This window comes from Erythrobacter sp. S227, assembly GCF_057364925.1.
This window is the reverse complement of sequence record NZ_CP200280.1, coordinates 2043365-2064052: the sequence shown is the minus strand read 5'-3', so window position 1 is coordinate 2064052 and position 20688 is coordinate 2043365. Positions and strand designations below refer to the sequence as shown.

Annotated in this window: 18 protein-coding genes and 1 tRNA gene; 10 read left to right on the top strand and 9 right to left on the bottom strand. The window is 57.4% G+C overall.

Annotation, left to right across the window (positions count from 1 at the left end; all coding sequences use genetic code 11):
* Positions 1–18: 18 nt before the first annotated feature.
* A complete protein-coding gene (locus AC0V6Q_RS09655; protein WP_486168169.1) occupies positions 19–3060 on the bottom strand; it encodes an ATP-binding protein in 3042 nt (1013 codons plus the stop codon).
* Positions 3061–3309: 249 nt separating this feature from the next.
* Here AC0V6Q_RS09655 and AC0V6Q_RS09650 point away from each other — a divergent pair, with 249 nt between their 5' ends.
* The 3 genes from AC0V6Q_RS09650 to AC0V6Q_RS09640 all read left to right on the top strand — a co-directional run bounded on the left by AC0V6Q_RS09650 (position 3310) and on the right by AC0V6Q_RS09640 (position 6021).
* Positions 3310–4035 carry an energy transducer TonB gene (locus AC0V6Q_RS09650; RefSeq protein WP_486168168.1) on the top strand — a complete coding sequence of 242 codons (726 nt, stop codon included), beginning with the start codon at positions 3310–3312 and terminating at the stop codon, positions 4033–4035.
* Between the two features lie 88 nt (positions 4036–4123).
* Entirely contained in the window at positions 4124–5161 is a 1038-nt protein-coding gene (locus tag AC0V6Q_RS09645) for a mannose-1-phosphate guanylyltransferase (RefSeq protein WP_486168167.1), read from the top strand.
* On the top strand, positions 5158–6021 hold the full coding sequence (locus AC0V6Q_RS09640) for a class I mannose-6-phosphate isomerase (RefSeq protein WP_486168166.1): 864 nt from the start codon (positions 5158–5160) through the stop codon (positions 6019–6021). Before AC0V6Q_RS09645 ends, AC0V6Q_RS09640 begins: the two co-directional genes overlap by 4 nt.
* Before the next feature lie 4 nt (positions 6022–6025).
* On the opposite strand, the gene AC0V6Q_RS09635 is transcribed toward AC0V6Q_RS09640, so the two are convergent.
* The 5 genes from AC0V6Q_RS09635 to AC0V6Q_RS09615 form a co-directional block, all read right to left on the bottom strand.
* Positions 6026–8584: an HWE histidine kinase domain-containing protein gene (locus tag AC0V6Q_RS09635; protein WP_486168165.1), complete on the bottom strand. Its 2559-nt coding sequence runs from the start codon at positions 8582–8584 to the stop codon at positions 6026–6028.
* Entirely contained in the window at positions 8581–9102 is a 522-nt protein-coding gene (locus tag AC0V6Q_RS09630) for a biliverdin-producing heme oxygenase (RefSeq protein WP_486168164.1), read from the bottom strand. The genes AC0V6Q_RS09635 and AC0V6Q_RS09630 overlap by 4 nt, the downstream gene beginning before the upstream one ends.
* Positions 9103–9322: 220 nt before the next feature.
* Complete coding sequence (locus AC0V6Q_RS09625; RefSeq protein WP_486168163.1) at positions 9323–9619, bottom strand: polyhydroxyalkanoic acid system family protein; 297 nt, start codon at positions 9617–9619, stop codon at positions 9323–9325.
* 2 nt (positions 9620–9621) lie between these two features.
* Positions 9622–10437 carry a hypothetical protein gene (locus tag AC0V6Q_RS09620; RefSeq protein WP_486168162.1) on the bottom strand — a complete coding sequence of 272 codons (816 nt, stop codon included), beginning with the start codon at positions 10435–10437 and terminating at the stop codon, positions 9622–9624.
* Positions 10437–11672, bottom strand: a complete 1236-nt coding sequence (locus AC0V6Q_RS09615; RefSeq protein WP_486168161.1) for a toxic anion resistance protein — start codon at positions 11670–11672, stop codon at positions 10437–10439. Before AC0V6Q_RS09615 ends, AC0V6Q_RS09620 begins: the two co-directional genes overlap by 1 nt.
* 199 nt (positions 11673–11871) lie before the next feature.
* Here AC0V6Q_RS09615 and AC0V6Q_RS09610 point away from each other — a divergent pair, with 199 nt between their 5' ends.
* Positions 11872–13494, top strand: a complete 1623-nt coding sequence (locus tag AC0V6Q_RS09610) for a DUF389 domain-containing protein (protein WP_486168160.1) — start codon at positions 11872–11874, stop codon at positions 13492–13494.
* Here the strand turns inward: AC0V6Q_RS09610 and AC0V6Q_RS09605 are convergent.
* Complete coding sequence (locus AC0V6Q_RS09605; RefSeq protein WP_486169288.1) at positions 13491–15236, bottom strand: fatty acyl-AMP ligase; 1746 nt, start codon at positions 15234–15236, stop codon at positions 13491–13493. The genes AC0V6Q_RS09610 and AC0V6Q_RS09605 overlap by 4 nt on opposite strands.
* Before the next feature lie 245 nt (positions 15237–15481).
* Here AC0V6Q_RS09605 and AC0V6Q_RS09600 point away from each other — a divergent pair, with 245 nt between their 5' ends.
* From AC0V6Q_RS09600 to AC0V6Q_RS09585, 4 genes are all read left to right on the top strand, one after another.
* Positions 15482–16087, top strand: a complete 606-nt coding sequence (locus tag AC0V6Q_RS09600; RefSeq protein ID WP_486168159.1) for a regulatory protein RecX — start codon at positions 15482–15484, stop codon at positions 16085–16087.
* On the top strand, positions 16081–16596 hold the full coding sequence (locus AC0V6Q_RS09595) for a DUF192 domain-containing protein (protein WP_486168158.1): 516 nt from the start codon (positions 16081–16083) through the stop codon (positions 16594–16596). The genes AC0V6Q_RS09600 and AC0V6Q_RS09595 overlap by 7 nt, the downstream gene beginning before the upstream one ends.
* 65 nt (positions 16597–16661) lie before the next feature.
* Positions 16662–17081 carry an NADH:ubiquinone oxidoreductase subunit NDUFA12 gene (locus AC0V6Q_RS09590; RefSeq protein ID WP_486168157.1) on the top strand — a complete coding sequence of 140 codons (420 nt, stop codon included), beginning with the start codon at positions 16662–16664 and terminating at the stop codon, positions 17079–17081.
* Between the two features lie 13 nt (positions 17082–17094).
* On the top strand, positions 17095–17613 hold the full coding sequence (locus AC0V6Q_RS09585; protein WP_486168156.1) for a DUF2155 domain-containing protein: 519 nt from the start codon (positions 17095–17097) through the stop codon (positions 17611–17613).
* On the opposite strand, the gene aat is transcribed toward AC0V6Q_RS09585, so the two are convergent.
* Entirely contained in the window at positions 17562–18287 is a 726-nt protein-coding gene (gene aat, locus AC0V6Q_RS09580) for a leucyl/phenylalanyl-tRNA--protein transferase (RefSeq protein ID WP_486168155.1), read from the bottom strand. The genes AC0V6Q_RS09585 and aat overlap by 52 nt on opposite strands.
* A gap of 117 nt (positions 18288–18404) precedes the next feature.
* Between aat and AC0V6Q_RS09575 the strand changes: the two genes are divergently transcribed.
* Positions 18405–18480: transfer RNA gene (locus AC0V6Q_RS09575), tRNA-Trp, on the top strand.
* Between the two features lie 40 nt (positions 18481–18520).
* Here AC0V6Q_RS09575 and AC0V6Q_RS09570 read toward each other — a convergent pair.
* The gene (locus AC0V6Q_RS09570; RefSeq protein ID WP_486168154.1) at positions 18521–19714 is read right to left on the bottom strand and encodes a PQQ-dependent sugar dehydrogenase; all 1194 of its coding nucleotides are present in this window, start codon (positions 19712–19714) and stop codon (positions 18521–18523) included.
* 132 nt (positions 19715–19846) lie between these two features.
* Between AC0V6Q_RS09570 and AC0V6Q_RS09565 the strand changes: the two genes are divergently transcribed.
* Positions 19847–20290 carry a hypothetical protein gene (locus AC0V6Q_RS09565; RefSeq protein ID WP_486168153.1) on the top strand — a complete coding sequence of 148 codons (444 nt, stop codon included), beginning with the start codon at positions 19847–19849 and terminating at the stop codon, positions 20288–20290.
* The last annotated feature ends 398 nt before the right edge of the window (positions 20291–20688 follow it).

Below are 20688 nucleotides of genomic sequence, written 5' to 3'. Positions count from 1 at the left end.
AGTGTTTCCGGCTTGGCTTTACGCATCGATTTTCGTCAGCGTGTCTTCCGGGTCATCGGCAACGGTGAGCAGCTCAAAGGCCAGCGCCTCACGAACATCGCCGGGAAGCCCCATGCGTAGAGCATTCTCGAGAGCCGCGGCCTGATCGCCAAGCTCGGCCTCGCCAAAAATCGCCGCAGTGCCGGCAAGCTTGTGCACCAGTCCGGCGATCTCATCCCAATTCTCGGGCGAACCGCGTTCTTCGCTCAATGTCCCTTTTTCCAGTGCAAGCCGCACTGCTTCTACCGCTTCGCTTCGGCGCTTGGTCCAGCGCTTGATAAGGTTAGGCGAATGGAATTGTGAAAGGCTCGAACCGAGCCTGTTCTTGATCTGCGTTTCGGGAAGAGCGATCTCACCGATTTTAGGAGGGCGCGCTGAGCGATCGCGTGAAATGTCGACGATTTCGGCGGTGAGTTCGGGCTCTGCATCCTCCTGCGCTTTCCCGCTATATTCGCCCGAGGGTTCCGCCTCAGCAGGCCTGGTTTCGTCCTCGTCTCTGAAATTGAGACGATTTTCCTCGACTGGAACAATCCGTGTGGGCAGCCAGCGTTGCAGGGCCCGCGCCAGGTCCGCAAAAACGAGTGGTTTGGCCAGATGCGTTTGCATCCCCGCATCGCGCGCAGCGGCCAGATCTTCGGGGAAGGCATTGGCTGTAAGAGCAATGATCGGAAGCTCGTCCGGCGTGATCCCTTCCATGCGAATGGCCCGTGTGGCGGCGTAGCCGTCGCAACCGGGCATCTGTATATCCATCAGCACAAGGTCATAAGGTTTGCCGCGCATGACAGAATCGATGACCATCGCGATTGCCTCGTTCCCGTCATAGGCGGTGGCGACGCTCTGTCCGCAGCGCTCCAGCATTTCCGACACCAGCAGCCGGTTGACGTCATGGTCTTCGACCAAAAGGATGCTGGCTGATTGGGGGAGCATATAGGGCTCAAATGGCTCGTCTGGTGCCGGTTCCGGGACCACAGGCTGGGTATAATTTGCAGGCAAGGTAAGGCGGAAGGTAGATCCTACTCCTGCCTTGCTTTCAACATTGATCGTGCCGCCGAGAAGCTCTGCCAGTTGGCGACTGATCGACAGGCCAAGACCGGTGCCGCCAAAGCGTCTTGCGGTGTCATTCTCACCTTGCGTGAAAGGAGCAAAGATCGACTGCAGCCGCTTTTCGCTAATTCCAATCCCTGTGTCCTTGATATCGACATAGAGCTCCTCGACGTCGCAAGAGACCACGATCTCGACCCAGCCAGCTTCGGTGAATTTTAAGGCATTGCCAAGCAGGTTGAGAATGATTTGGCGGAGGCGAAGGCCATCGGTCTTGATCCAGGGGTTGTTCGCTGAGGCATCTTCGCTCCCCTCAAGGTCCGGGCAGGCAACTGCCATGGAAACATCGAGTGAAAGCCCCTTCTTCTCCGCGCTTGGGCGGTAAAGTGCCGCACATTCGGAGATAGTGGCCATAAGGTCGACCGGCTCATCTGTGATCCCCACTTGCCCGGCTTCGATTTTCGAAAGGTCGAGAATATCATTCAAAAGCATCATCATGGACCGGCCCGACTGGACGATCATATCCACGTGGCGACGGTTCTCCTCGCTCAAATCGCTCTCCCGCATGAGCTCTGCAAATCCCAGCACTCCGTTCATCGGAGTTCTGATTTCGTGGCTCATATTGGCAAGAAACTCGCTTTTCGCGCTCGCTGCTTTTTCCGCTGAGCGGCGCGCTCGGGTCAAAAGCAACTCAAGTTCTACTCTGTCGGTCACATCGCGTGCTGACATGACAATGCCGGTGCGCTTGCCGCTCGATTTGTCGGTCACCACCGCGCAATCGGCCTCGATAAAGACCGGGTTGCCTTTGTCGTCATCCAGAAGGCGGCGATACGTCAGCCGCTCTTTCTCGCTTTGCCCGCTGACGAGTTTTTCGAACACTTCGTTTATGGGTTCATTAGCATCCTCATGGGTGCGTTCGATGATGTTATGGCCCACGAATTCGAGTGGCGGGCGACCTAATACGACCGCGACGGATGGCGAGGCGTAAGTGCACACGCCGTCAAATCCGATCATCAAAACCGCGTCAGTGATACCTTCTGTGAGCAGTGCGAGTTCGCGCTGGCCTTTGTCGAGTTCATCCGTCAGTCGTCGCCGCCCTGCCAAGATTGCGGCAATTGGCAGGCCGGTAAGGAAATTGGCAGCGATAAAGGTCTGGATCAGGTTGACTTGAGCAACCTGGCTGAACCCACCTTCTGCGATTGGACCGAGCCCGGCAAAGCTTGCAAGTAGTGTTACGATGGCGATGCCTGGTACAAACAATGCAGTGCCAAGCGCACCTAATCGGAAAGCGACCAGAAGCGTGACAGGGGGAATAAGGAAGAGAAGCGGATAGGAGCCCTGGTTGAAGACCAGATAGACAAGGCTGAGTGTCATAGACGAGATCAGGAGGGCCTCGCGAAAGCGTTGTCGAAGATCGGACAGAGGCGAGTTTCTGAGCTGTGCAACGAGCAGAATGGCGGGGACGACCAGAATGATGCCAAGGCTTTCCACCAGAAACCAGGTCGATGCTCCTTTCCAGATTGCGCTAAGTTCGGGGCCCATGACCGGGGCTGCGATTAAGGCTCCTGCGATCGGGCCCACCACGCCGCCATATCGAAGAAAATGCCCCAGATGCGTAAGGTCCGAAAGATCGGGTACTTCCCCGCAGCGTCGTCTGGTTAGCCAAGTAACCAGAAAAATGCCGACGATATTGCCGCCTGTGAATGCCAAAGCCATCCCGAAGGCGGTTCCCGAGAACATATTGGCAGCCAGACTGGCAACCGCCATAGTGAGAAAAGCGGGTAGTTCGTTGCGCAGGCGGCCAAGGAAAAGCGCTGCGATCGCAATCGCATTGGGTATCCAGACACTGGCCAAAGTGGCGTCAAAGCGCGCGATCGACAGGCACAATATGCCGGAAAAGAAGAAGGTGACGCCAAGCCCGAGGCTAAAACCCCATTCGCGCAATCCCGTATGAGGGGCAAAGAGGCCTTGCCAGCTCACTCGTGAGAATGGGCTGTCAAAGCCGGGGTGCCTCCCCTCAGCGGACTGATCTGAGTCCGTATCCTCCGGGCGCAAGGAGCCGGTCGGCGTTGGACAAGTTTGCACTTCGCTTCTAATTGTAGGCTCCATAGAAATTCACCCGAGGTGGTCGAAAGTGCAAGCCGAGTACTGGATTGTGAGATCCTTGCTTGTGGGCGGCTAACATCGTTCGAAGTCACAAAATTCCACTGTCACACTCGCAGAGAATCGATGATCAAGACCAAACCGCGCTATCAGGGAAAACCGCGATCACCGCGCTGGCCCTTGCTTGCGGGGATTGTCGTGTTTCATGTCGCGGCGCTTTACGGTCTCTCGCGCCTTCTTGCGCCGGAGTTCACCGCTTCGATCGAGCGTGAAGTGGTCAGCGCCCTGACGGTGACGATCACCACGCCCCAAGAACCCGAAACACCGCCCGAGCCCGATGAAGGGGCGCAAGGCGAGGCTGGCAAAGAAGCTGTGCCCCAACCAGTGACCGCGCCAAGTCCTGCGAAAATCCCAAAACGGCCCGAACCGCGCCCTCGCGCCTCCTCGACCGGTACGGCAAGTGTATCGGGTGCAACCGACGCAGGAGACGGCACCGGCAATCAGGGCGAGGGAGACGGGACCGGAAGCGGCAATGGCGGCGGCGGGCAAGGCAATGGCGTTGTCGTCAAGCCAAGCGTGCGTTCCGGATCGCTTGACCCGCGCCGCGATTTTCCTGTGCCAGAGGGAGGGCGCGCCTCACGCTTTGGCACCTCGGTAACGGTGGTTTTTACCGTTCTTCCCGATGGACGCGCCACCCGGTGTTCAGTTGCGCGTTCAACCGCGGATGCAGAAACCACCGCTTTGGTCTGCGGGTTGGTTATTCAAAAGATTAGGTTCAATCCTGCGCAAACAAGCAATGGCGACTATGTTTCATCCCGCTATGGCTACCGCGTTGATTTTCGCGAGCGATAATTCAGTTGCATTCAGGCATTGTTCTGCCTTGTAATAGGATGCATTGCAGAGAGGCGGGGCGGCACTTGAGGCAAGGACAGGAATACACGTGATCCACCCGGTTATACTATGCGGAGGCAGCGGCACGAGGCTTTGGCCTTTGAGCTTGAAAAAGCGCCCCAAACCCTTTCTCCCGCTTGTTGGTGACACCAGCCTGTTTGAACAGGCGATCGACCGGGTCGCTGGCGATGATCGTTTTGCGCCGCCCATCATTGTGGCGGGCACCGCACATATCGATTTGATCAAGAAACAGTTGGGCGATACGTCCCATCGCTTGATCGTTGAACCGGGGGCAAAGAACACCGCTCCTGCGATTGCTTTGGCAGCAGCAACGCTTGAGCCAGACGACATCATGCTCGTGTGCCCAAGCGACCATTACATCGCCGATCCGCGCAGCTTTCGCGAGGCTGCGATTGCGGCCGGAGAGCTTGCCGGGCAAGATTACCTCACGGCCTTTGGGATTACGCCTGATCGCCCCGAAACAGGCTATGGTTATATCCGTCAGGGCGAGGCTTTGGGCACCGGATTTGCGATTGGCGAATTTGTCGAAAAGCCCGATCTGGCCCGCGCTGAAGCCTATCTTGCAAGCGGCCAGTACAGCTGGAACGGCGGGATTTTCGCATTTCGCGCCGGCGCATTTCTAGACACCTTGGCGGAACATCGTCCCGCTATGGCTAAGGCAGTGAAAGCCTCGGTCGATGGCGCTTTGATTGATGGTTCAATGGTCCATCCCGGTGCGACGAGTTTTGCGGAGATCGAGGGCGAATCTGTTGATTATGCTGTGATGGAAAACTCCCGGCGTGCGGCCATGGTGCCTGCCGATATGGGGTGGTCCGATATCGGCAGCTGGGCCTCGCTTCAGGACGCTCTGGTCGAACAGGGCAGTGATTTGGAGCAGAGGAACGTTTCCAAGGGGAACGTCGACCTTGTTGATTGCCAGAACGTGGCTGCCATTACCGACGGGATGCGCGTTTCCGCGGTAGGTTTGGAAGACGTATGCATCATTGTCGCCAATGGCGAGGTTCTGGTGACCACGCGTGACGGCGCACAGAAAGTCGGCAAGCTGCCGGGCGCGGCCAATCAATGAACCGCGCTGCTGAAACAACCGCCAATATGGACCCGTTTGTACGCAAGCTGCCCAAACGCATGGTCGAAAAAGTATGGGGTCGTGATGCGTTGCCGGCCCCTTTCAAGACGCCTGAGGGGCAGCGGATAGGGGAAATCTGGTTCGAACCTCCCCCTGAGCTTGATGACCTTTTGGTCAAATATCTGTTCACGAGTGAAAAGCTCTCCGTGCAGGTCCATCCGGGTGATGAGAACGCTCTGGAAGGCGAGCAGGGGAAGGAAGAGTGCTGGCTCGTCCTCGACGCGCAGCCCGGCGCGCAATTGGCGATCGGTTTCGATGAGGAAATCAGCGCGGAAGCGATTGGCAAGGCCGCGTCAGATGGAACGATTGAGGACCTGCTCACATGGCATGATGTAAAGGCAGGCGATATCTATCATCTTACACCTGGCACGGTGCACGCAATCGGTCCCGGCCTGTCTCTGGTCGAAGTGCAACAGAACAGCGACACCACTTTTCGCCTTTATGATTATGGCCGACCAAGAGAATTGCACCTGGACCGAGCGTTGGCCGTAGCAAGCGGCGCTCCGTTCCCTGATGAATTGAAGGGTTCGCTAAAAGCCCGCGGCGAGACGCTCATTGATGGTAAGCACTTTCGGCTTGACCGGATCGAGGGCGCACCCGGACCCGATATCGAGAGAGTATACCCCGGTGCCTTATTGGCCTTGCCGCTGGAAGGCATGCTCAAAAGCGCTGCTGGCATGGAGGCGGGAAAGGGTGCTGGAGAGGTAATGGCACAAGAGGGCGAATGCCTCCTCGCCTCTAGTCTCAAGGCGCTCGATTTCAGCTATGCAAAAGTGACCTTGCTAACCCGCAGCATTTGACCCGCTAGCTCACCGGCTCTCCGGCGAGCGCGCGTTCGATCTCTTCCTTGCCATATGGTTTGCGGATCAACCCGTCCGCGCCCAAGCCTTCCAGATCCTTGCCCAGCTCTGAATAGCCGCTCGCCAAGACAAATCGCACGCCGCGCCGAGACAGTTCCTCTGCGATCTTGGCGCTTGACTCCGATCCCAGATTGAAATCGACCACCGCAAAATCCGGTTCGCGTTTCTCGATTGCAGCTAGGGCTCCGCTGACTGTGCTCTCGACGCTGACTGACTTTACCCCGGCATCGCGCAGGCAGTCTTCGGTATCGAGCGCGATGATCATATTGTCCTCGACCAAAAGGACATGCTCTGGAGCTGACCAACCGCGATCTGGTTTGTTGCCTTGCGCATCGATGATGTCTTCACCGCTGGCGGTTGCCTCCGTCTCGGTTTCCACCGATATGTGCCGCGCCGGAATGCGAAACTCTGCTTCAAGCCCCGAGAGTTTGAAATTCAATTCCGCCTCGCCGCGCAAATCGTGCGGGATGATGCGCGTGATGATTGTAGTGCCAAATCCGCGCCGTGTCGGCTGTTTGACCGGAGGGCCTCCGCGTTCGCGCCAGTAGACAAGCAAGTCGCCATTACCTGCACGCGCAACCTCGATATCAATCGTGCCCCGACTGTCGCAAAGGCTTCCGTATTTGGCAGAATTGGTGACGAGTTCGTGCACGACCAAAGCGAGCACGGTGTAGGCTTCCGGCTTGATCATCACCGGCTCACCCGTAATATTCAGCCGACCCTTCTTGCTGCTGAGATAGGCTTCAATCTCGCTTTCAAACAATGACGCAAGCGGAGCCGCCGACCAGTTCCGGCGGGTAATGTTGTCATGCGCCGTTGCAAGTGCTGCGATCCTGCCGTCGATATTGGTGGTGAAATCCGCAATGTTGACCGCGTCCTTTGTCGATTGCGAAACCAGCGAGCGGATCAGGTTCAAGATGTTGCGAACACGGTGATTGAGCTCCGCAATGAGCAAATCTTGCTGCTCACGGGCCCGTTTGCGTTCATTCGCGACTTCGTCGGTCATCCGCAAAATGACCTCAAGCAATGTGGTTCGCAGATTGTCGGCGATAGTCAGATCGCGATCATCCCACTCCTCGCTACACCCCTTGATCGTTTCCTCCCACGCGGCAAAACTGCTTCGTGGTTCAAGGCGTCCTTCACCGTCGGCCATGGCTTTTGCCGGATCGCCGGCCCAACGCACCGTTTGGGTAAGAGGTTTGCGCCACAGCACGAGGTAGTCGCGCGGCGACCTTGAAACCTGAAGAACAAGCGCGCCCGTCACTTGATTCGAGAAACGATCAGCTTCTCGAACGTGCTCGGAAAGCGAGCTTGTCGCCAGAAACTGATTCTCGGGAACTGCGCTTAGCCCGGGCAAAAGAGCGAGGAATTCATCGCGCCCGGGGCTTGTCCCAAAAGAGCGGTATTCATCACGGATGAACACCGACAATCCGTCATGCACGATCAAGTCGCCAAGCGCAGGGGCAAACATGTCAAGATCGTCAACAAAAGATGCGCCTTCTGCGAGCCTTCGCATGAGCATGTCATGGAGGTCCTGAGAACGAGCGCGCAAAGTCTCCGACCGCTCAATCAACAACCGGTCAAGCGTCATGGAGAACATGTGGCTCATCATCTCGGCAACGCTGCGCAGCGAATAGGGCACCACTTTGGGGCTTGTATGGTGGCACGAAATCATGCCCCACAATTTGCCTTGCCGGACGATGGAGATCGCAAGAGAGGCCTCTACGCCCATGTTTTTCATATATTGGACATGAACTTGCGAATGGGCCCGCAGCACGCTCATCGACAGATCGAGCGGTTCGGTCTCATCACCGGGTGGCGGCTCGATGGGGACAGGCTGCATGTCCATGTCCGCAATGATGCGGAAGCGGTTGCGCAAGAAGAGCTGGCGCGCTTGTTGGGGGATATCCGTTTTGGGATAACGAAGGCCCAGATAGGGCTCCAAATCGTCCCGCTTGTCTTCAGCGACCACTTCACCGCTGTCATCGCGGTGGAAACGATAGATCATCACCCGGTCATAGCCGAGCATTTCGCGCACATGCCGCGCAGCCAAATCGCATAGCGCATCGGTGCTGGTCGCTGCAGAAAGCTTGGCGATAAGCGGTGGGACCGCCCCGAGGTGGTCGCGAAATTCATCAGCCGCATGGGGCTCGAATTCCACAATGATGGTGTGACCCGATGCGTGGACCGCGCAGTCGAAAAGGGAGCCTGTGCTGGCCAGATCAAGGCCAAAAAGGCGCTCTACAGCGTCGTCTTCATTGATTTTGCCAAGCGCCGTTTTCAACGCAGAGACTGCCGATAGCGAGACATATTCTGCAAGCGGGCGACCGGTATCAACGGGTTCCTTGCTCCCCAACATTTGCGCACAATTGGCCGATCTATGGGTGATCACCCAATTTGCATCAAGCGCGATAAGAGCACCAAAAGCCTGCACAGCCGCAATGTGATGGATCGCTTCCCGATCGCATTCGGTCAGCTCTTGCGAGACGGAATGGAAGTTCAAAGCGCGGCTTCCAATACAGGCGACGAAGCATCAGAGCGCGCGACGCCCAAGAAGTGTTCAAAGACACACCGTGCAGCGCGCGTAGCCTCGTCGGCCTTGTCTTGGGAAACTGGCACTTCGACGCGGGAGCGCAATTCCTTCCAAAACCGGGTCATTGCCCGGCTGCCCAAAAACTCGTGGGGCCAGTGCGTGCCTTCAGGAAGATTGAGCCGCATATCGTGAAGCATGGCGCGATTGCCAAGAGACGAACCTGCCAGGACCCAGGCAACGCCCATCGTTGTTGCATCCCCTGTAAAGCCCAAATCAAATCTTGGTCGCTCGGCAGGGAGAGGCTCACCAAGCTGTGCAAGATCACGGGCAATGAAAGGGGTTTGTTCGGGCGGCTTCAGGCCGGGCGTTGCAAACATTGAAAGCCACAGTTCAACCGATGCGCGCGCGGCATATTGCGCATTCAGGAAACGGGCATAATCCGCGGGCGAGCGCCAGTCAGACGCCGGACGCATGGATGTGTCGAGCATGTCATGGGAATGCGCTGTCGCCCTGCGCAAATGTTCGCGCAGCGTTCGTGCTTGTGTGTCTGTGCGCAGGGATCCGATGGCGCTTTCTCGATCTGAGTCTAAAGTGTCAGACAAGGTAGCCTAAATCAGCGTCAATGCAACCTGACACTTGTTAATGTCAGTGCTATTTGATGGGAGGCAAGGGCTTCATCGGGACCGGCGTTTTGGCAGGTGCCGCGATCTATTCGAGCAGCTTGCCACCATGTTTGCGCACCGCGCGTTCAAGTGTGCCACCAAGGAAGCCCAGAATACCTGGCAGATCGAGGTCAATCACCACCTGATCATCGGTGATATCGATCCCGCCATCGATCTGCTGCCCGGCAGCAGTGATGAACAGGTCCATCCGGTCTTCATTTGGCCACTCGGTTTCAACCGTCGCCATGCCGGGTGGGAAATAGCTGCCGATATCGCCTGCATGTTTGTGCATCCGGCGGCGCACCTCCTCGCGGCCCAGCTGGTGGGGAAGCGCTATGCGCATTCCTAACCCGCCTCTTTCTTCGTCGCAGGAGCAACGTCAAAATCAGGGAGCGGGACGCCGGTGTCAGGCATGCCAGAGGCGTCTTCGAGAATGTCGTCCCCGCCAAAGCGGTAGTCGAGATAACGCGATTTCACCGCCAGATCATCCATGACACCTTCGGCGAGGCGGCGCGTTACCCGATCAATCTCGCCCGAGATTTTGGTGAGGCTCTCGACCAGACGTTCGTCTGCTGTGCTTCCTGCATGCTCTTCAGAGCGCAAATGCTCCGGGATTTTGCGATAATTGTCGATCGTCTCGGGGATGTAGTCGCCCACCAGTTCTCGCACTTCGGACATCGCGGGATGGGATTGGTCCATGGTCTCAAGCTGGGCGCCAAGCGCGTCCAACTGCCCGCCCATTTTCTCAACCAGAGCCGCAGCCTTCGGAGGAAGCCCGGCGCGCTGGCTTTCAAGCCAAAGCTCGACACGCGTCACCATCTGCTTGGGATTGCCCTGTTTGAGCTCGGACCGCTTGGGGATTTTGACCTTGGGGAAGCTTGAGAAGATGCCGACGGCAATCGCGGTCGCAAGTACAACCGCCATCACGCCCCAGAAACCGATCCCATTTACAAATGCACCCGCGATGCCTGCGCCGACCCAGATGGTCGCGATGGCGATGGCGAGATTGCGAAGCCGGATCAGCCAGTTCTTACGCTTGGCCATGGCAGAGCCCACACCAATCGAGGCCGCACGTCGGTGCACGCCGCCTGTGCGATTGGCGGTAAGCGACTGTTTCGCTGCGCCCAATATCTGATCGGATTCCCGCGTGCTGTCGGCCATTATTTATCCAGCGAAAGCAGCGACGGTTCGGAAGAAGCGACCTTGGCTTGTGCCTGCGCCTGACCTTCTGCCCGGGCGATATAGCCCTTTGATTTCTCAACCTCGTCAGTGAGCACATCAACCGTCTGCTTCATGCTGTCGAGCGCGCGCACCTTGAAGTCGTCGACCTCATCCATAGTGTCGTAGATGTTCTGGAACGCGCGTTGCAGCGTTTCGAGCGGTATGGTGCTGGAAGCGGCCTGCTCGTGGATTTGCCCTGTTTGTTCGCGCAGCAAAGTGCTGGTTGAATCGATGATATCGCTCGTCGTCTGGTTGAGTGCGGTGATTTGGCCGAGCACAAGACGCTGATTGGTCATCGCCTGCGCGACGGTCACCGCGGTGCGAAGTGCGCCAACAGTCGTGGTGCCAGCGCGGTCGACGCCTTTCACCAGCTCGACGTTGTTCTTTTTAACAAGATCGAGCGCAAGATAGCCTTGAACGCTCACCGCCATTTGGGTGAGAAGGTCTTGGGTGCGTTGACGCACGTAGAAAAGCGCGCTTTCGCGAAGCGCTTTCGCCTTTTCCGGATCACTTGCATCGAGTTCCAAGGCTTTGGCCTCGAGCTTTGCGTCCAGCGTTTTGGCGATGTGGATCATCTGTTCCAATTCGCCCATCGCATCCCACAGCTTGGCGCGCTCTGTATCGATCGCAGCATTGTCCATGTGGAGCTCTTTTTTGCCGTTCTCGAGCCGCTCAAGGATTGCCTGAATGTGGCCCTGGCTGCTGGTGTAGCTGTCGAAGTAGTTCTTGAGCTTGTTTCCAAACGGAATGATCCCGAACAGGCGGCGCGGCTCCAACAGCTTACCCTTTTTGCCCGGATCAAGGTCTTCGACCGTACGGCGAAGCTCTGCCAGGTCGCTTCCGACGCCGCTGTCTGCGTCCATTGCGCGAACGGGGCGGTCAAGGAACCTGTTGGAATGAGCAGCGGCCGCTCGGATTTGCTCCTGACCCATGCGGGTGATCTGATCGACCTTCGCGCCAAATTCGGGCGAATTGGCGTCGATTGAAATGAGGTCATTCACAAAGGCGTCGGCTTTCGACTCAAGCTTGGTTTGCTGTTCGGTTGGCACCGGCACGAGGCCCGCCGCTTTCTCAGGCGCCACATGGGGCACAGGTGTGGGCGGGGTCAGCTCAAAATCGGTGGCCGTTTTGGTCGGTGCTGAAACATTCAGATCAGGTGTCGTTTCGGTGCTCATGGCGAAAAAATCGTCGCTCCCTTATTGGCCGTCGAAAAGACCGCCTTGCTTACTCTACTGTATTAGGTATCTAAAACACGTTGTTCAAGACTGCCCTTTTCCGGTGCGCTCGTCCATGGTTTTGCGATGCGCAGACTTGTGTTTCGCGCTTTTGTTTGAATTCGATTGCCATTAAAGGGCGATGCTGAAGGGAACGAACTTGGCTGACAACGTCAAAAATTCTGGCAAGACCGACGATTCTTCTGCCGCAACTCCTGAAGAAACGACTTCTACCGAGCGTGATCCCAATGCAGTCTTTGGAAAAGTCGATAGCGCGGGCGAAGCGGTAAGGGCGGCCACACAAAGCCGCTATGGCTTTAAGCGTGTTCTTGCGACCTTGCGCGGCTGGTGGCGCGATGAGGTTGTGGATACGATTGAGCAGTCAGCTGTAATCGAAAAACGTCGCGCTGAATGCGATCTTTCCAGCCGATATTTGTTCATGACAGCGATGAGTGCCGGGATTGCGGTGCTTGGCCTTTTGCTTTCCTCGCCTGCGGTTGTGATCGGGGCCATGTTGCTCTCGCCGTTGATGGATCCGATTATGGGGCTGGGATTTGCGCTTGCGATTGGCGACTACCAATGGCTCAAGAAATCGGCGCGCAGCCTTTTTTGGGGCACTATCATCGCAGTCGGTTTGACGGCGACGCTGGTGTATCTCTCTCCGATCCAAACGATCACGCCAGAGATCGCTGCAAGGACGCAGCCCAATCTGTTTGACCTGTTTGTGGCGCTCTTTTCTGCGCTTGCCGGCGCTTATGCGATGATCCGCGGGCGCGAGGGCACGATCGTAGGTGTGGCGATTGCGACCGCGTTGATGCCGCCTTTGGCAACGGTTGGTTTTGGCCTTGCGACATGGAACTGGACGGTCTTTTCGGGCGCGCTTCTTCTTTACATCACCAACCTTATCACCATCGCACTCACAGCGCTCGCGATGGCGCGCCTGTACGGGTTTGAATCCTCGCTAAGTGCGCGCAACAGCCTGTTTCAAAATATTGCGGTGGCGACTGTGTTTGTGGCGCTTGCTGTACCGCTTGCCCTATCGTTGCAGCAAATCGCCTTTCAGACCAATTCGCAGCGGATCATCCGCGCCGAGATCGAAGTCGCATACGCCGGCAGTGTCGATATCGCTCAGCTTGATGTGGATTTTCGCGCCGACCCCGTTCTTGCGACCGCGACGGTCTATACTCCTTCGCCCAAAGTCAGCGCCGAAACCGACATTGAAGCGGCACTGATTGAACGACTAGGGCGACCAATCGAATTCAATTTACGCGAGTTTGGCGTCGATTCTGGCGCTAGCGCGGCGCAGCAGGCTGCGCTCTCTGCGGCCCGGGCGAGCGAGGAAGCCGCAGCTCAACAGCGCGCACAGACCTTGGCTTCGCGGCTCGCTCTCGTGGCCGGCGTCGATGAAGATGATGTCACGGTCGATCGAACGCGTCGACGCGCGACTGTTCGCGCAAGGGAATTGGAAGGCGCAACGCTTGCAGCCTACCGCGCTCTGGAGCTGCGAATTGCCAAGGATGAGCCTGAGTGGGTTATCGAACTGCTTCCGCCTCCGGGCGATCTGCCTGATGAAATCGGGTTTGGCGAGGATGGCCCTACGTTCGAGGGCTCTCAGGCGCTTGGCGTGATCGAATGGGCGGCAAAGCGCACCAGCCTGCCAATCGTGCTCGAGGGACGCGAAGAAGATGCCTCGCGCGCGGCCGAATTGCTTGGCCGGCGCGGAGTGAATGTGACGGTTGAAGGCGGTCTTGGCCCGGTAAGAGCCAGGTGGGGCCCGAATTAAGCGGCCAATTCAAGCGGTACGATTTCGCCTGCCAGATACAGCTTCTTCGCCTTGGCGCGGCTGAGTTTGCCCGAGCTTGTGCGCGGCAGCGTCCTTGGCGGGACCAATTCGACCACGCAGCTCATCCCGGTGACAGAGCGGACTTTGTCCGAGATCTGTTCGCGCAGTTTTACACGCTCGACCGGATCAGAGACGCGGCAATGGACAAGTACAGCCGGGGCCTCTTCACCGTTCTCGGTTTCAAGCGAAAAGGCCGCGATATCGCCGTGGTTAAAGCCGGGGAGTTGTTCCACGGCCCATTCAATATCCTGCGGCCAATGGTTCTTGCCATTGATGATGATCATGTCTTTGGCGCGGCCAACGATGAAGAGATATCCATCGGCGGTGTAGCCCATGTCGCCAGTATCCAGCCAGCCATCAACGAGGCAGTCTTTTGTCGCTTCCTCGTTGCGGAAGTAGGAGTGCATCACGGATGGGCCACGGCACCAAACTTTGCCGATCTGGTGGTCTTCGCGCGCCTCTCCGCTTTCGCCGGTGATTAGCACTTCCATGTCGGGCAGTGGCTTGCCGCAATTGACGATCGCTCGGTAGCGGGCAGGACGGCTAAGATCGCGCGGCGTACCCGACAAGCGCTCTTCCTCGACCAGCTCAACCTTGATCCCTTCGCCTGGCGGCATGACGGTGACGGCAAGAACCGCCTCGGCAAGGCCATATGACGGGGTGAAGGCGGACGCTTTGAATCCTGCATCGCTAAAGGCGTTGACGAAGCTTTGCATAACGTCAGGACGGATCATATCCGCACCGTTTCCGGCAATCCGCCAGCGCGAGAGGTCGAACCGTTCGGCCACATTTGTCTGGCTTGAAATCCGGCGCGCGCAAATGTCGTAGCCAAAGGTCGGTGAATAACTCGCAGTGTTGCCCGGATTGCGGCTGATCATGTCGAGCCAGGCAAGCGGACGGCGCGCGAAGGCATCGGGTTTCAGGAGGTCGGCCGAAAACTGATTGGCGATTAGCGAAAGGAAACAGCCGACGAGGCCCATGTCGTGATACCACGGGAGCCAGCTGATACAGCGGTCGTTTTCCCCCAGGTTCATCGAAACCGCGTGACCATAAAGATTGTGCAGCAATGCCTCATGCGTGACCGCGACACCGGTCGGGAAACGGGTCGAGCCAGAGGAATATTGCAGATAGCAAATGTCATCCGGCGACGCCTTTGGGAGCTCGACTTCGGGCGCGTCGTACTTGCCAAATTCCTGCCAGCTGATTCCAGAACATCCTTGCCGCTCGGCAGCCTGGCTGGCCATGTCAGCGATTTCTTCAGGATAGATCAGGACGACCGGGTCAGAGCTATCGAGCTGCACCGACAGCTGGTCGATATAGCTTTCCTTGCCGCCAAAACTGGTGGGCAGGGGCAGCGGAACCGGCCATGCACCGACATAGACACACGCACAAAAGAGCGCTGCGAAATCAGGGCCGGTCTCTGCGATCAGGGCGACGCGATCTTCGCGCTTAATTCCCGCAGCGATCATGCGGTAAGCCATTTGAATGGCGTCATCGCGCATCTCTGAATAAGGATACACCCGCTCCAGATTTCCACGCATATCGTGGAAGTTTAAACCCTTCTGGCTCTTGGCGGCATAGTCGATGGCGTCATTGAAGGTCGCGAACTGAGCGCGGATCCTTGGCAATTCACAGTCATTCGGCGTCGGTGTTAACGGGGGCGTCAAAGCGGCGTCGGTCATAGTGTTTGCAGTACCCGTCATTTCCTGTGCGCCTTTCAACCTGTTTGGTCGTCGAACGCACCCTTTCGATCCCACACCCCCAGCGATTTTACATACAGACCGGGGGTTTTGTCTTTTCCATTTGATAAGGACTGTGGCACGAATAAGGCGAAATGGCCCTTGATGGAAGCAAAAGGTCGCTTGGGAAGCGCAAAAATGCCCGGTTTTCGGACGAAAACGGGTCTGGGCGCGAGGGCCGAAAAGATGTGCGTAAACGCAAAAAGGCGCGCCCTCTCGACGAAACGACCTTGCGCGACCTTGCATTATCCTATGTCGCGCGCTTCGCTACGACGGGCTCCAAGCTGGAAGGATATCTGGCACGCAAACTGCGCGAGCGTGGTGTTGCAGAGGATGCGGACGGCAGGGTTCAGACACCTGATGTACATGCTCTTGTCACGCGACTTATCGAGCTTGGCTATGTCGATGATAAGGCTTATGCGCGCTCGAAAACCCGTGATCTGACGGCGCGGGGCTATGGAGCCCGGAGGGTGGAGCAAGCGCTTTGGGCGGCAGGCGTTGATGAGAACACGCGCGAAAAAACTGCTCCGAACGAGGCGGAAACGCGGCGCGCGGTGATACTTCTGGCGAAGAAGCGCAGGTTTGGGCCCTTTGCCCGGCACTTGGACGAAGATGAACCCGCAGATGCCTTGCGCAAGCGCCGCGATAAACAGGTTGCCGCCATGCTAAGGGCAGGCCACAGGTTCGAACACATCGCATTCATCCTTGATGCACGCGAAGAAGGCGACATAGACGAGTGGCTTATCGAAGCCGAAGATGAAGCCGAAAACGAAAAGGGTCCAAATTCATGGTGAGAATTGCTGTAGCATTGGCAGGTTTGGCGCTGGTGGCGTGCTCTCCGAACGGAACATCGGCACAAGAAACCGCGCCTGCACCCGCACCTGCGGCGCAAATCGGCGGAGTTTCCGAAGCGGGTCTGCGTCTCATTGATGTCACTGTCGTGAGCGGCGACACCCGCCACAGCTTTAAGACCGAGCTCGCAGCATCTCAGGAAGAGCAAGCCAAGGGCATGATGTTCCGCACGCAAATGGGAGATGATGAAGGGATGCTTTTCCCCTCATACACTCCGCAATTTCGCAGTTTCTGGATGAAGAACACACCGCTTCCGCTCGACATCATCTTTATCGGGCCAAACAAGCGGATTACCAATATCGAGGCCGGTGTGCCTTACTCGCTCGACAGCGTAACCTCGCGCGGAATGTCGATCGCGGTTTTCGAGATCAGGGGCGGATTGTCCGAGGAACTCGGTATTGGGCCGGGTGATATGGTCGAGTTTGAGCTGCCGACGGACGCTAGCCTCTAGTTTTTCGCTCCAACGTAAAACCTCTGGCTTGGCGTGCCGTGTCAATTCCGCTAACGGCTTGGCTTATGGGAATCCTAGGTAAGATATTCACTTGGTGGGACGGTGCGACGCTTGGTACGCATTGGTGGGCCAAACGCGTCGGCGGCGAGCATGTTGGCACGGACGCCGAAGGCAACAAATACTACCGCTCCAAAGGGACCGGCGGTCCCAATACTGGCTCTTACACGCAGAAAGAGCGCCGCTGGGTAATCTACAACGGCGTTAACGACGCAAGCCGCGTGCCGAGCGAATGGCACGGCTGGCTGCACGGAGCGTTCGATGACGTGCCGGAAAGCCACCTTCCCCCAGCCAAAGTGTGGGAAGCCGATTACACGCCTAACGCGACCGGAACACCGAACGCTTATCTGCCCCAGGGTATGATCGAGCGCGGTGGCAAGCGCGCCAAGGCCGATGGCGACTACGAAGCGTGGGCGCCTGAAGGCTGAGGGCCGAGCGATTTTGAGCCGCAGACTTTCTCTGACCTTTCCGCTTGTCGCCGCTTTTGCGTTGGCAGGATGCGACGCGGCCAGCTCTATTCTCGGATCAGAGGCAGAGGATGGCGACGTCGAGACGGACGAGCCGCAAATCTCAGCCCCGTCAGAAGCGACAGCCGCTGCATTGGCAGCCGCTGATGCCCAAGATGGTGCCACCCCTATGGCAGAGCGTGTTGCCACCATTGGTCTTCTCAACAAGCGCAACAATGTGAGCCAGGATTTCGAACTTCGCCCCGGTGAAAGCGTCGAAGAGGGTGCGGTGATTGTCCGGCTGGATGCGTGTGAGCGCACGGCACCTTATGAATTTCCTCAGGAAACCGGCGCCTTTGTGCAGTTGGACGTGCTGGAGCGTGGGCAGGACAACCACTCCCGCGTGTTTTCTGGCTGGCTGTTCAAGGAAAATCCCAGCCTGAATGTGGTTGAGCACCCGGTCTATGATGTTTGGATCAAAGACTGCGCGATGAGCTTTCCGGGCGAAGAGTGATCGCCTTGGGAATTGTTTGAGCAGCTTTCAAACGCGTCCATCAGGCCCATATCGGGGGCATTCCGCGCCATTGCTACAAGTTTGAGATATGCCTTTTGCGGCATCTCCACTGCACCCATGCTCGCAAGGTGATCGGTCATAAACTGGCAATCGAGCAGTTTGAAATTTGCAAGCTTCAGACACGCGACCAGCCAGCACAGCGCAACCTTGCTGGCATTGTCGGCAAGGCTGAACATGCTCTCCCCGCAAAATACCGAATCGAAGGAAACGCCATAAAGTCCACCGACCAGACGCCGCTCGCCGCTCTCTTCCTTCTCCCAACACTCGATGGAATGGGCGTGCCCTGCTGCATGCAATCCTTTGTAGCTTTCCACGATGCGCCCACTGATCCAGCTTTCCGGGTGGCCCGGACGGGGCGCAGCGCAGGCGTGCATGACGCCTTCGAAATCCTGATCGATCGTCACCGCAAACCGGTCAGATCGCAGCACTTTGCGTAAGGATTTCGAGACGTAGAGGCCTTCCAGCGGAATGATCGCCCGTTCGCGCGGCTCGACCCAGAATATCTCGTCATCCTCGCGATTGTCCGCCATCGGGAAAATCCCGCTGCGATAGGCAAGCAGCAAGGTCTCCACCGGGATAGGCGTCGGCGTCTGAGGGCGTTTCGGCGCGTGCATAGCGTTTGAACGCCTACCACCGCGCTTGCCACGCGTCAGTATGCAATTGACCTGCAAACTAACAAAAGAGTGCGCTTGCCTATTGCAAATGCACGTTCTAAAGGCGCTGTCTTGCGTAGGGGCGTAGCTCAGTTGGTAGAGCGTCGGTCTCCAAAACCGAAGGTCCAGAGTTCGAGTCTCTGTGCCCCTGCCATTCTCTCTACATCGCCGGATTGATTGCAGATCACCCTGCGTCACCCTTTGGGTGTGATGCGCAGGATGCGGCTGGTTTCGCCCTCTTCCTCGGTTAGGAGATAGAGCATTCCATCAGGTCCACTACGCACATCGCGGAAACGCACGTCGAGCTCACCGAAAAGCTCTTGCTGCTTGCCCAGTGTCCCATCCGCTTCCAGTTCGATATGGCGCACATGGCGGAGCGCAAGAGCGGAGAGGAAGAGGTCGCCTTGCCATTCGGGGAAAGCCTCTCCTGCATATTGCGCAAATCCCGAAGGCGCGATCGAAGGGGTGAAATGGACCAGCGATTGCTCGGTTCCCTCCAGCGCTTCGAATGGTGATACCCGCCCGCCCGAATAATCGAGCGCATAGGTGACCGTGGGCCAGCCGTAATTGGCACCTTTTTTGATATGGTTGACTTCATCGCCGCCTGCTGGGCCATGTTCGTTTGAGAGCACGCGGAAGTCGGCAGCCACAAGAATGCCTTGAGGGTTGCGGTGGCCGTAGGACCAGATCTCGGGCAGAGCACCCTCTTGGTCCACGAAGGGATTGTCATCGGGAACCGACCCATCGTCATTGAGCCGCACAATCTTGCCAAAATGGTTGTCGAGGCTCTGCGCTTCCTCGCGGAAGTGAAAGGCATCGCCTATGGGCATCAACAAAGTGCCATCGGGAAGGAAGGCGATCCGTGCGCCATAATGGTTGCCTTGAATGCGGCTAGGCGAGGCGCGGAAAATCTCTTCCCCATCCAACAGCTTCCCGTCTGCATAAACGAAGCGCGCCAGAATAAGCGTGTTCTCGCCATTTTCGAGAAGACCCGCATAAGAGATGTAGATGAGATCATTGTCTTCAAACTGCGGATGCAAGACCACATCGAACAGCCCCGCCTGTATCCCATTGCCAAAGTGGACCGGGGGAAGTTTCCAGCTTCCGGTGAACTCTTGAACCGTCTCTTGTGATCCATCGGGCTTAATCAACAAAAGCGCACCAGTCCGCTCTGTCACCAGCATGTTTCCATCAGGCAGGAAGGCAAGCGACCACGGATGATCGAGCCCCTCGGCCACCGTCTGGACCTCGTAATTGACCGGTCCCGCATCCACGCGCCCTGCAGAAACGCTGGTCTTGTCACCGGTTGGCGATGCGCCCTGGTCCTCGCATGCTGCCAACGCGAGGGCCGCTGCGCCCAAGGCCAGAGTGGTAAAAATCGCGCGCATGTTCGTAGTCCTCGAAGCCCCGGTCGTTTTGCGACGCTTATCAGATGGCATGGAGCATTTGTCCACTGGCATGCATATCACTTGATCACACACGCAAAGCATCTAGTTTGCGCAAAGCTTTTGGAGAGAGAAATGAAGCGTTTTGGACGGTGGATTGCCGCCTTGATCGTTGCAAGCATAGGCACCTATGTGCTGGCCGTGATCGCCAATGCGCAGTTCGTGATTGGCGCGCATAATGTGCCGGTCACCTTCACCGACAGGCTTAATATGACCGCCTTCGATATCTCCAACATGTGGCTTTACCTTGCGGTTATTGCCGCCGCGTTTCTGCTGGGTTTTGCAATCGCCGCCTTGGTCAAACGCATCCTGCCGGGTCTTTCCAGTGTTGCCTATCCGGTAGCGGGTGCTGCCGCTCTAGGCATGGTTTTGGGTCTCATGTATTTGCAGTTCCAAACTGTCCCCATCAGCGGCGCGCGTTCGGCGTTTGGCTTTACCAGCCAGATAATTGCAGGCGGCATCGGCGGATGGATTTTTGCAAAGGTTCTGGGCACTCCGGGCAAACCTGCAATGGCTTGACACTTGCGTGCGCCGTTACGCAATTTTCCGGATGTGGCAATTTGCACATCGCGACACGCTGCCACCCTGCATTTTCCGCCCCGAGTTCAGCGATTCGAAGGACTTGGTGTCAGGCACGATCTCTCTCGAAATGGCCTGATGATGATATCATGCGATTGATCTCACTGGGGGGTAAGATCGCTTGCGTGCCAACCTTTCGGATCGCTGCTCGCGGCCTGACGCTTGAGAGCAATCTTTGGAGCGTCCAGCTTGTGAGGCTCACTGCCACAAGGGCAATGACTTGTGGCGAAGCTGATCAAGGGTGCATGAGCCTCCCGCGGGCTCTTAATGAAGGCCGCAACTTATTGGGGGGACCTGTATCCGGGTGTTGGGAGCGTTCTTGCGAGTAGAACGCTCCC